The sequence below is a fragment of the Rhodococcus sp. NPDC078407 genome (assembly GCF_044542515.1).
In the GTDB taxonomy this organism is placed as follows: Bacteria; Actinomycetota; Actinomycetes; order Mycobacteriales; family Mycobacteriaceae; genus Rhodococcoides.
The window spans coordinates 1-11,812 of sequence record NZ_JBITUQ010000025.1; the positions used below are offsets into that span (position 1 = coordinate 1).

Sequence of the window (11,812 nt, forward strand, 5' to 3'; positions counted from 1 at the left end):
CGCTGATCCTCGGTAAGCGAACTTCGTACACGCATACACACGCTCCCCAATAGTCGGAACTGAATTACTCAGTCCAACTTTCGGGGAGCGGTGCAATGCAAGGGTCCATTGACGCGGCGCGGGGCGGGGGTGGGCGGGGCGGGGTCAGTCCTCGAGCACTCGCAGTTGGCCGTCTTGATAGAAGCCCGAGCGAGTGACGTCGGCGGTGTCGAGTTCAGCGGGCACCGCGTTGGGGTAGTACTGCTCGTAGCGTTCCAGCGAGCCCCAATCCCTGGCCCAGTCGTTTTCAAGGTACGTGGGGACGGTGACGGGCTTGGCGAGTAGTTCGGACCAACCCAGGGGGCCGCCGTTCTCGCCCGATTGCCAGGTGTCGGTGGAGCTCACGGCGAGTGGGCGGTCGGGGAGGATGCGGTATTCGGGTACCTCGGCGACGCCGTATCGGTGGTCGAAGGGTCGTTGGCACGGGAATTGCAGTCCGACGGCCCAGTCGAGCAGCACGGGCTGGTCGCTGCCGATCATGGTGTTCAGGTTTTCCATCACCGGTACTCGCGGCGGGGTGAACGCGAGCCACTGGTCGCCGGTGAGGTTGGGGTCGTTGGCGACGATGCGGACGGCGTCGGCGTCGGGTGCGATGTCCGCCAACGGGATTCGGAGGTTACGCCAGGAGGGCGCGGGTCCGATGTCGCGTGGGAGGTAGGTGCCCTGAGCCTGGACGGTGCCGTCGGGCTGACGCTTGCCGTATTCGAGCAACAGCGACTGTCCGTAGGTGAGGGCGCCGGTGTCGTCGTAGGACCAGATGCGTCCGGCTGCGGAGAAGACGACAAGCGGCGCGTCGTCGCTGCGGGCGGGTAGCTGGTACCAGCTCGAGGTGGCCTCTGCGGGCTCCTGGATGCCTTCCTGGTACGAACCGAGTACCGGAGTGGTGGCGGGGTCGAGGCCGAAGGGTAGGGCGGCGTTCGAGCCGTTGACGCCCACTGCGCCGGTGCCGCCGGCAGTACCCGAACTCTGGCCTTCCTCGAAGGCGGGTCCGACGGCCTGCTGGTCGGTATTGCCCTGTCCTGGTTTGACTTCGACGGCGTCGGCGCTGAGGTCGCTGGGCACGCCGTTGGCGGTGAAGTTGCGCAGGGTGGAGCTGGATCCGCCGAGGGGGCCTGCGACGGGGTCGAACTCCTCCGGCAGCGGGCTCAGCACACCTGCGTTGGGGTTCGACTCGACCAACACATCGTTGGCGAGACCGCACGAATTGCCCAGCACCGACTGCACATTGGAGCGTGCGAGCGAGTATGCGGGATATTGCGAGACGGCACCCTTGACGAGGGAGAGCACCTCGAAGAGCACCATGATTCCGGCGATGACGGTCAGTGGTGCGGCAGCGAACTTTCGAATGCGTTGTCCACGAGCCGATGTCGGCTTCGGCACCGGCGGCGCGTATCCCTCGCGCAAGTATTGGAAGGCCGCGACGGCGAGGACAAGTCCGAAGAGAATCAGGAAGAGGGTGCCGGATTCGTTGCCGCTGAGCGAGACGGTCTTGTCGAACCACGGCACGCCGTAGCTCGAGACGTACCAGTAGCCGTTGATGCCCGAGAATGACAGTGCGAGAACGAACATCAGCCCGGCCGCGAACAGTGAGCGATTGCGACGCGATCGCAGGGCGCTGGCCGAGACGGCGACGGCAGTGAGGGCCGCGAGCCCACCGGCGATTCCGGCGTAGGAACCGAAGTGGTGAGTCCACTTGGTGGGGTTGAACATCATGAAGAAGATGGTGCCGAGTACGACGCCGAGCAGACGCCACGCGGGTCCGTTGGAAATGCCGGGGATTCGGCGACGACGCAGCAGTACGAACAGTGTCGTGAACAGGCACAGGAGCATGGCCAGGAACGCGAATCGGCGCGCGACCGAGCCGTCCACGGTCTGGACGAAGAGATAGTAGTACCGCAGGAAGTCCTGGTACCACGCCTCGTTGGGGCCGATGATGGTGCGCACTCGGGTGGACTCGATGACCGTCGCATAGGTCTGGTCGGCGAAGACCACGACGAGGACGAGCACTCCGGCCGCGGCCAGCGGTGCCAGCAGTGCGAGGGTGCCGACCTGGCGGTGACGTCGTACGACGATCCGTGCGATGGGCCGAGCCCCGGCGAGCAGTGCTGCCACACACATCAATCCGGTCGGAGCGGCGGCGAGCGTGAAAGCTCCGATCAAACAGGCTGCGGCGGCGGGCAGCAACCTGCCGGTGGCGATGGAGCGTTCCACCGAGCACCAGGTCAGCAGCGCACCCAGGGCGACGATCGGTTCGGGGCGCAGTCCGTTGTTGTACGGCAACCAGAACGCGAGGAACACCAGTCCGCCGGTCCACAGGGCGACGTTGGATTTGCGTACGGCGCGGCCGAGGCGCGGGACCACCTCCCGGCTGATCACCATCCAGCACAGGACTGCGGCGATGAGGGCGGGCAGACGCATCCACGGGCTCGCGGTCGAGACCTTGGCGAAGACGGCGAGCACGTCGTAGTACCAGCCGAACGGCGCTTCGGGCACGCCGAACCAGCGGAAGTAGTTGGCCATGTAGCCGGAGTGGTCTGCGGCGCGAGCCATCGTGAGCAGATAGCCGTCGTCGGAGGTGTTGGCTCCGACGAAATGCCATCCCACCAGCACGCCGAGAACGGTGACGTCGACGCCGGTGAACTTCCACCAATGGGACGGGAAGAATCTGCGGTGCGCGCGACCGTCGGTGCCGTCGAGTCGTCCGAGTGCGCCGATGGCCAACAACGTGCAGGCGATCGCGAGAATCATGATCAGCGACTTGAGCAACGTCGGCGTCGACGAGAACCGCGAGTCGACGTCGATGGTGACGGACATGTCGGCGGGAGCCGCGCCACTCAGATCGCTGAAGATGCCGACGACCTGGGGACGCAGGTCGCCGTCGAGCCGGCCCTCGCGAGGTTGGCCGTCGTCGTCGGTCAGGCCGGTGAAGGCCGCGGAGGTGTACTCGTCGTTCGAGGTGATCTCGATGGCCGCGCAGCGTGTGCTCTGGACGTCGGCGCGAGGTGCCGTCGCGACCACGACGTTGCGATCGAGAACGTCGACGTTCGATTCACCGACGCGAACGAACAGGCTGTTGAGTGCAGCGCCTTCGCCCTGCGGGGGTGCCGTCGCCAGCAACAGCCCGCCCGACGCGGGGAGTGCAGCGACAGCAGAGCACGGCAGCGTTGCGGTGAGGCTCACGGGTGCCTGGGACACCAGCGGGGCGTCCACGTCCTGCAGGAGGCCGTTCTGCGGCCACGAGATGGTCGCAGTGGTCTGGCTGACGGGCGCGAACGGAGTGATCAGGGCGAAGAGCACGCCGAGGATGCCGGCAACCATCGCGATCAGCCGGGGTATCCGTACCTGAGCACGAAGTTCGTCCGAGGCTCGCAGAGGAGCGGGGACCGGGGGACCAGCTGATGAATCTGTCACGACGTCGGGCACGAGAGTCGATGTTATGCGAGCGTGACGAAGAGGTCACACAGGCACCGTCCCCGTATCCGTCCCAAAAACGGGTAATCAGTCGGTTTTCATCGGTCCGTCGCTGGACAGTCCGGACCGCGACTGCTGCTCGACGGTGATCCGAGCGGCTGCAGCGTCCGGATCGAGTGGCGTGAATCTCTCGATCGATCCCCAGTCGCGGGCGTAGTCGTCGGCCAGATACGACGGCAATGTCTGCGCTCCGAGCAGCAGCTCGGTCCAGCCCAGTGGGCCACCGCCGATCGAGTCTTGCCAGGCGTTGGTGGACTCTGCCCCGGTGCGGTCGGGCAGGATCCGGTACTCGGGCACCTCGGCCACTCCGTCACGATGATCGAACGGGCGCTGGCACGGGAAGGCGAGTCCAACGGCCCAGTCGAGCAACACCGGATCGCTCGATCCGACGAGTGAGTTCAATGTCTGTGTCTTCGGGACACGCGGCGGCGTGACAGCGAGCCACTGATTTCCGGCGAGATCGTCGTCCCCGGCCACGATGCGAACGACATCTGCCTCGGCCGGCAGGTCGTTCATCGGGACCCGCAGATTGCGCCACGACGGCGACGGGCCGATATCCAGAGGCGTGACGCGGCCCAGCGCGGCCACGTCGTCACCGTCGCGCCGTCCGTATTCGAGTTCGACGCGTTGGCCTTCGGTGACGATGCCGTCCGCGTCCACCGACCGGATGCGGCCTGCGGCGGCGATGGCGATCAGGTCGCCGTCCTCGGGTAGCGAATACCACCCCGAGGTCAGGGACGCGGGCTCGGTGGCTCCGAAGCTGCCGAGAACCGGCGTGGTGTCGGGGTTCAATCCGAACGGCAAAGCGACTGTGCTGCCGTTGATTCCGACGTTGTCGACCGTCCCGCCGGAGGTACCTGCGGAGTTCGACGACGTCGCTGCCGCGCTCTCCTCGGAGTCTTCGGGGCGAATGGAGTTGGCACCGCCCTGGGCGGTGTCCTCGGAGTCTGCCGTGAGGTCCTCGGCGACGCCGTCGGGTGTGAAGCCGGTATTCCCGCCGGCACCCAGGGCGTCGGCTTCGGGACCGATCGGTTGGAGTACCGACCCGTCGACGTCGGTCTCCACCTGCACGTCACCGGCGAGTCCGCACGAATTGCCGGCGAGGGCCGAGAAGTTGGAGCGGGCGATGGAGTATGCCGGATATTGCGCCACAGCACCTTTGACGAACGACAGAACCTCGAAGGCGACGACACCGCCGGCGACGACGGTCAGCGCGGAGGGGGCGAAGCGTCGACGCGTGGTGGGTTCTTTTCTGCGATAAGGCAATCGGACGTGCTGGTAGGCGGCGTAGGCGAGCGTCAGAACCGTCAGTCCGAGCAGAATCGTCGAGAAGCCCTTTCCGGCAATGGACGGCGGCTTGTCGAACCACGGAATGCCGTAGCTCGAGACGTACCACCACCCGTTGGAGCTGGTGAACGCTACCGCCGTCAGGAACAGTACGGCGGCGGTGAACAGCGTTCTGTTGCGCGGAGATCGAACGGTCGCCGCAGTGACGGCCACCGCCGCCAAGGCGGCCACCGATGCCGCGAGACCGGCGTACACACCGAAGTGGTGCGTCCACTTGGTGGGCGTGAACATCATCAAAGCCAGTGCGCCCAGGATGATTCCGAGTATTCGACGCGACGGCCCGGTGGCGGTGCCGGGGATGCGTCCGTTCTTGCGGAGCATCACCGCGATGCAGACGATGATGCACAGCAGCATCGCGAACATCCCGAACCGCCGCGCGAGCGAGCCGTCGGGGGAGATGGTCATCAATGCGTCCCAGCGCACGCGTTCCTCGAACCAGGGCACGTTGGGTCCGATGGCCGAGCGCACTCGGGTTGCTTCGAGCACGGTGCTCAGAGTTTGGTCGGCGAAGATCGCGATGACCACGGCCAGTCCCGACGCGATCAGCGGCGCGAGGACCGCGAGTAGGCCCACCTGGCGAGCTCGCTTGACCACGATCATCACTATCGGACGCAGCCCCGCGAGCAGAGCTGCGACGGCGATCAGGCCGGTGGGTCCCGCGGCCAGGGAGAATGCGGCGATCAGGGTGCCGATCGCGGCCGGCAGGAGTCGTCCGGTTGCGATGGCTCGTTCGATCGAGCACCACGTGAGCAGCGCGCCCAGGGCGATGATGGGTTCGGGGCGCAGTCCGTTGTTGTACGGCAGCCAGAAGGCGAGGAACACCAGGCCTGCGGTCCACAGTGCAACACGGTTGGTCAGTACCGCCCGCCCGAGGCGTGGGATGACCTCACGGCTGATGACCAGCCAGCACAGCAGGGCCGCGATGGTGGCGGGCAGGCGCATCCAGATGCTGGCGGTGCTGACCTTGGCGAGGGCGGCGAGCATGTCGTAGTACGGCATGCCGAACGGTGCTTCGGGAACGCCGAACCAACGGAAGTAGTTGGCCATGTAGCCGGCGTTCTCGGACACGCGAGCCATGTTGAGCAGGTAGCCGTCATCGGAGGTGTTCGCGCCGATGAAGTGCCACAGCACCAACACGCCCACCACGACGGCGTCGACCCCGGTGACGGACTTCCAGCGCGACGGGAGAAAGCGGCGGTGGCGTCGGCCGTCCAGGCCGTCGAGCCGATGCAGCGCGAACAAGGAGGCGATGACGGCCATTGCGCCGACGATCATCGCCAGCAATTTGAAGGTCGTGGGACTCGAGGAATAGCGCGAGTCGATGTCCGCACGCACGTTCAGCCCGTCGACCGGGGCGGTGAGGTCGGTGTAGATGCCGACCACCTGCGGCCGAATGTCGCCGTCCACCGTGCTTGTTTCACCGTCGAGATCGACCACCGTGCTGGTGGCGTTCGAGGACACCGTCAGTGCGCAGTCCTCGGACAGCTCGGACACGGGAGCCTCGGCGAGAACACGATCGCGCATCAGCACCTGAAGCCGGCCGTCGTCGACTCGCACGAGCAGTGCTCGCTGTTCGGTCTTTGCCGCTGCGATGGGAGCGGTCGACATGACGGTGCCCCCGTCGGGGAGCTGGGTGGCAGTGCTGCACGGGATCGTCGCGTCGAGATCGAGCGGGGCGTAGCTCACCAGCGGCGCGTTGACGCTGCCGAACGAGCTCTGCGGCCACGACAGGGTGGCGACGTCCTGCTGAACCGGTAGCAGGGGCGTTGCGATGGCCAGGACAGCGCCGATGATTCCGGTGATGATCGCGATCAGCCGGGATGTCTGGAGGTTCGTAGCGGTCGCGGGCACGCCGACGATGCTAGGGGACGAGCGTGCGCACATCCCACACCCACACGCCGCCGGTGTACCGCGGCTCGACACCGATCAGGTCGGTGACGGTGGTGCGCAGGGCAACGGTCCGTTCGCTGGGCGGCAGTACCACGACGTCTGCCTCCCAGAACGTCAGATCCTCGACGGCCTGCTCGCGTTGATCGTCGGTGATTGCCGGGACGGTGCCGTTGTCGTAGACCGACCCCAGCAGCAACGCCGTCGGCCGGTCGACGGCTCCGTACTTGGCGACCTTGTCTTCTTTGTCGCTCGGTCCGACGAAATATCCGGCAGCCAGTGTGAAGCCCATGTCGGCATCCATCTGCCAGCGCAGCGGGCGCGCGTCCTCGGGCCGTGGGAGGGGGACGGTGACGACGGAACCGTCGTCGACGTAGCTCTGCCACTGGCCGTCGGCGAAAAAAGCCGGCGTAGGAGACTTGTCGACGGCAACCAGTGGCGTCGGGATCAGAGGAACCAGCGCAAGAGCCAGTCCGGCGATCCAGAACGCAGGCATCGGACGTAGCCCGTTGCGGAACGTCCGATCGGTGGCCAGCACGAGCAGCAGGGCCAGGGCAGGCACCGCACCCAGTGCGAATCGGGTTTCGAGGACGGACTCGACGAGCGGATACTCGGCGAGTTTCGTCCACGGCAGCGCGATGCCGGTGTCGTCCTTGCCGATCACCAGCGTGGCACCGAGCGAGAGGACACTCATGACGATCGCGGTTGCGGCGGCGGCGCGGGCGCAGGCAACGCGCCACATCCAGACCGCTGCCACCAGGCACAGCACCAGCAGCGGCCAGCCGAAGTACGCGTTCTCCTCAGTGGCGTTGATGCGGACGTTCTGACCCGGCGTCGCCTCGCCGCCGAGGGACTGCGTCGGGAACTGGAACAGTGCCTTGGCGTCGTTGCCCATCGGACCGTGTTCGAGGAATGAATACGACTGCGGGCCGAAGAACTGCCACCAAAGCGGAAACGCCACGAGCGTCAACGCGATACCGGCCGACACCGCGAGCCGGGGCACGGCATTGCGGACGGCCGGCCACAGCAGGCGTGGCCTGGATAGGTAATAGACGACGGCGAAGATCGCGAACGACATAGCGAAGATCAGCAGCGGCTCTTCGCCGAGCAGGATCTGCAACGCAACGATCAGGCCCAGTCCGACGGTGTTCTTGGTGGTTCCGCTGCCGTGGGCGATGCGGATGACGAGCATCGTGATGACCGGCAGCAGAAACAGCACGACGAAGTTGGGGTGGCCGTTGGCGTGCGAGATCGCTCCTGGTGCGAAGCCGCACAGCGCGCCGCCCATGGCCGCGGCACCCTTGGATGCATTGAGCTGGCGGGAGAACAGCCAATACCAGGCGAACGACGTGCCGGCGAGGCCCGCGGTGAGTGCGATTGCCCAGGTCACCGTCGGTCCGAAGAGCAGGGTGATCGGTGCCAGCGGAATCGAGATGCCGAACATCGCCGTGTTCGCCATCATGTTGACGCCGAGCGGGTAATTCTGCAGATCGCTCGACAGCGGATTGTCCAGATGCGCGACGGCATGAGCGGCGACGGAGAAGAACCACTCCCACATCGTCTGATCCTGGCCGCTGTTGTAGAGGTAGCCGCCCGACAGATTGCGCCACTGACCCTGCAGGACATACACCGCGGCGATCAGAAAGCCGACGGCCGCAACAGCGTCACCACGCCCGACGCCGGAGTGCCGAGCCGGTGCCGTGGTCGGCTGCCGCTCGAGAACGCTCTGGTCGTGGGTGGTCATCGCGTCGAGGTTACAGAAAGATCACGGGGGGAGAAAACTCGAACGATCGATGCGACACCGTTGGGAGGGGGCTGCGGGCTGGTCACGCGACCACTTCGCCATGATGGCGTACCGCTTAGGGGCCTTCCCGCAAGTATTGGTTGCCGTCGGCCCTCGATCAGCTGCCGATCCAGGTGGTGACGGTCTTCAGATCTGCCCGGTCGGTTCGGAACGAGTTGATCGGGTGCTCCAGGTCTGCGTATCCGAACGAGATACCGAGCACGATGCGCCGGTGCTTCGGTATGTCGAAGTAATCGTGCAGAAATCCGGAGTAGGACGCGAGGGCGGCCTGTGGGGCGGTGGCGATGCCGAGGCTGTGTGCGCTGAGCAGAAAGGTGTTGACGTACAGGCCGCAGTCGATCGCTCCGTACTCGCCGAGATCGGCCTCGGTGGTGATCACGGCGACGTGTGGGGCATCGAAGAAGTCGAAGTTGCGGAGCATCTGAGCAAGGGCCCGCGGATCCCCCTTCTCGATGCCGACACTGTCGTAGAGCTGCAGTCCGCACGCACGGCGACGGTCGCGATAGTCGCCGGCGTACTCGGTGGGGAAGGGGATGTCACTCTGCACGGCACCGCCGCTGCGGACGTGGTCCTGAAGTGTCCGGCGAAAGCGGTCGGTCCCTTCCCCCTCCGTCACGATGACCTGCCACGGCTGGGTGTTGCACCACGACGGTGTGCGCTGGCTCAGCGCGAGCACACGCTCGATATCGCTGCGCGGTACTGCATCCGACCGGAACTGGCGGCACGTCCAGCGTTCCTCGAGAATTGCGGAGAGTGCCGCAACTTGCTGCCCTCGATCGTTTGTCACAGCGTCCATATGCACCCCTGGTCTCATTTCGAGACTACAAAGTAGCAGCAATAGTCTCATTTCGGGACTGCTGGGTAAGCTCGTCGGTATGCGTCATGCGGAGCTGGCCGATGTGCCCTGCTCGATTTCGAGGTCTCTGTCCGTTCTGGGTGACCGGTGGACACTGGTAATTCTCAAGTGGTCGTTTGCAGGGGTCCGTCGTTTCAACCACTTTCAAAGCGCCATGGGAATCTCGCGAAGCCGCTTGCAGGATCGCCTCGACCGCCTTGTCGAACACGAGATTCTGGCCAAGGTGCAGACCGATTCCGCATACGCGGAGTACAGACTGACCCCTAAGGGTCACGACATCTACCCGGTACTCATGGCCTTCAAGGACTGGGGCGACGAATACATGGCACCCGACGGTGTTCCCGTGCACTACACGCACCGCGACTGCGGGGGCAACGCTCATGTGAGGCTCGGGTGCGATGTGTGCGGCGATGAGATCACAGCTCGTCAGGTGCTGCCGACGCCTGCCGCGGGTAACCCGCTTGTGCCGTGACGTACTCGGCCTGCGGCCGCGGTCTCGATTCGGCGCGCGCAGCGATTATGTAGTGCGTACGACCAGCGCGAAGGGCCCGATGTCGGTCACCGTGAAGCGTGGATCCTCGAACAGCGCCTCGGGGAAGGTGACGGTGTAGCGGCGCACATTGGGGTCGTTGGGGTACACATCCTCGGCCAGGCGCAGGGTGTAGCCGTCGGCTCCGCGGCGGAACAGGAACGCATCGGGCGCGCGCCACTGGCTGTTGTCGAGCGCGTCGATCAACTGATCGGGTGTCTCGAGCTCGGTCCACTGCTCGATGGCCTCGGCTCGCTGATCGAACTGCGCCAGTGGGTTCGCGTAGTGCGAGGTCAGTCCCTGGAATCCGAAGTACGGGTAGTAGCTGAGGAACGACGTGTCGGCGGTCAGCAGGATCGTCTCGTCGCGAGGGCGCTGGGTCTGCTCGGTCAGAGCCTCGTCGACCTCGCGGTAGTACGAGACCGCACTCGGTGGACGCATGTCGGCGCGGTTACCGTCACCATCGGTGTCGGAGTACGCAACGGTGATCTCGGTCTGCAGCACCTGGGGGATGTTCTGCGCGAAGGCCATCGCGCCGACGGCAGCGACAACGACTGCGGCGATCCGAAACCTCGGTGGCTCGTTGATGGCCTGGTAGATCGCACGGCTTCCTTCGAGGAAGCCGAAAACGCCTGCGCTGCCGAGTAATACGATCAAAACCGCTTCGAGGCGGAACGAGAGCAATGTGGTGCCCGCGGCCGTGGCGGCCATGGAGAGCAGCGTCCACAGGTAGATGGATACGACGCCGACGCCGAGTGCTTGCGCGCGACGTGAGGAGGAGAAGCGCACCGCTACCCACACTGTGCCGACGAGGCACAGCATCCCCATCAGCGAGAACTCGAACATCGGAAGGGGAAGCGTTGCACCGGCTTCGGGGAGGTAGTGCAGTGCGGTACCGGAGGTGGACGGTGCGCCGCGCAAGAAGTCGATCAGATACGGCAGCCACACGGTTGCAGCGATGAGGCCCGAGATGGCGGCAATCGCGGCGACCTTGATCGCGATGGGCACCACGACGTTCCAAGACTTCCGCTCGCGATAGGCGAGAACGGCGGCGAACAGGGCCATGAGTACGACGGTAAATGCCGCCAGTCCGAGATAGAGGGTGTAGAACGTCGCGGCCAGGCCGAGAAACAGTCCGGTGCCCACTACTGCGCCCCACCCGCCAGCTGCTGTCCGGTGCAACGCACCCCACGCGAGAACAAGTGCCGGGGCGAACAGCAACACGATGACCGCGCTGTAGGCCTCGGGGGAGGCGTGAGCGACGACCAGTGCCGTGGTCACGGCGCTGACGGCAACGGCCCAATCGCTGCGAATCAGCGCTTTCCACAACACGAAGGCGATCACCGACGTCACGGCGAGCAGCCCGATCGCGTACGGCTTGAACACTTCCCAGCCGTCCATGCCCAGCAGGTTGCCGACCCGGCCACCGAGCCAGAACCATCCGGCCGGGTAGAACGGTGGGATGTCGGCGTACGTCATGTCGCGCAACGACGCCGAATCCGTCAGTCGCGTCAGGTATTCGGTGCGGAACTCCTGGTCGACCGAGATGCCGAACAGATACAGCTTCGTTGCCGCCAACGGCATTCCGAGAGTGACGGTGACGAAGCCGGACAAGCCGATCCACGCCGACAGGCGAGCGATCCAGGGCCACTTGTGAATTCGATACAGGTAGATCGACGTGGCGAAGAGCGCCGCAGCCACCACCTGGCCGAGAGTCGTCAGAGCGCGAGTGACATTGGACGAGTTGAACGCCGGCCACTGAACCAGTGAGAAGGCGTACAACCCGACCGTCGCCACCACGACAGCGACAATCACACCGAGAACGATTTCCCCGACGGCAGACGCAGTTCTGCGCGCCGGCGCAACCCCGACAGTCATG

At 65.4% G+C, this 11,812-nt stretch carries 6 protein-coding genes; 1 reads left to right on the forward strand and 5 read right to left on the reverse strand.

Annotated features, from left to right (window positions below; all coding sequences use genetic code 11):
• Positions 1-144: 144 nt before the first annotated feature.
• The 4 genes from ACIGGF_RS20810 to ACIGGF_RS20825 all read right to left on the reverse strand — a co-directional run bounded on the left by ACIGGF_RS20810 (position 145) and on the right by ACIGGF_RS20825 (position 9,344).
• The gene (locus tag ACIGGF_RS20810; protein ID WP_397523057.1) at positions 145-3,462 is read right to left on the reverse strand and encodes an arabinosyltransferase domain-containing protein; all 3,318 of its coding nucleotides are present in this window, start codon (positions 3,460-3,462) and stop codon (positions 145-147) included.
• Between the two features lie 75 nt (positions 3,463-3,537).
• The gene (locus ACIGGF_RS20815; RefSeq protein ID WP_397523058.1) at positions 3,538-6,741 is read right to left on the reverse strand and encodes an arabinosyltransferase domain-containing protein; all 3,204 of its coding nucleotides are present in this window, start codon (positions 6,739-6,741) and stop codon (positions 3,538-3,540) included.
• On the reverse strand, positions 6,719-8,488 hold the full coding sequence (locus tag ACIGGF_RS20820; protein ID WP_397523059.1) for a glycosyl transferase: 1,770 nt from the start codon (positions 8,486-8,488) through the stop codon (positions 6,719-6,721). Before ACIGGF_RS20820 ends, ACIGGF_RS20815 begins: the two co-directional genes overlap by 23 nt.
• Positions 8,489-8,645: 157 nt before the next feature.
• The gene (locus tag ACIGGF_RS20825; protein ID WP_397523060.1) at positions 8,646-9,344 is read right to left on the reverse strand and encodes a nitroreductase; all 699 of its coding nucleotides are present in this window, start codon (positions 9,342-9,344) and stop codon (positions 8,646-8,648) included.
• Positions 9,345-9,423: 79 nt separating this feature from the next.
• Between ACIGGF_RS20825 and ACIGGF_RS20830 the strand changes: the two genes are divergently transcribed.
• Positions 9,424-9,876: a winged helix-turn-helix transcriptional regulator gene (locus ACIGGF_RS20830; protein ID WP_397523061.1), complete on the forward strand. Its 453-nt coding sequence runs from the start codon at positions 9,424-9,426 to the stop codon at positions 9,874-9,876.
• 45 nt (positions 9,877-9,921) lie between these two features.
• On the opposite strand, the gene ACIGGF_RS20835 is transcribed toward ACIGGF_RS20830, so the two are convergent.
• Entirely contained in the window at positions 9,922-11,811 is a 1,890-nt protein-coding gene (locus ACIGGF_RS20835) for a galactan 5-O-arabinofuranosyltransferase (RefSeq protein ID WP_397523062.1), read from the reverse strand.
• Position 11,812: the final 1 nt, after the last annotated feature.

Coding starts and splice junctions, on each gene's coding strand:
- ACIGGF_RS20835 (WP_397523062.1), bottom strand. CDS start 11,811: ATGACTGTCGGGGTTGCGCCGGCGCGCAGAACTGCGTCTGCCGTCGGG.
- ACIGGF_RS20815 (WP_397523058.1), bottom strand. CDS start 6,741: ATGTGCGCACGCTCGTCCCCTAGCATCGTCGGCGTGCCCGCGACCGCT.
- ACIGGF_RS20830 (WP_397523061.1), top strand. CDS start 9,424: ATGCGTCATGCGGAGCTGGCCGATGTGCCCTGCTCGATTTCGAGGTCT.
- ACIGGF_RS20820 (WP_397523059.1), bottom strand. CDS start 8,488: ATGACCACCCACGACCAGAGCGTTCTCGAGCGGCAGCCGACCACGGCA.
- ACIGGF_RS20825 (WP_397523060.1), bottom strand. CDS start 9,344: ATGGACGCTGTGACAAACGATCGAGGGCAGCAAGTTGCGGCACTCTCC.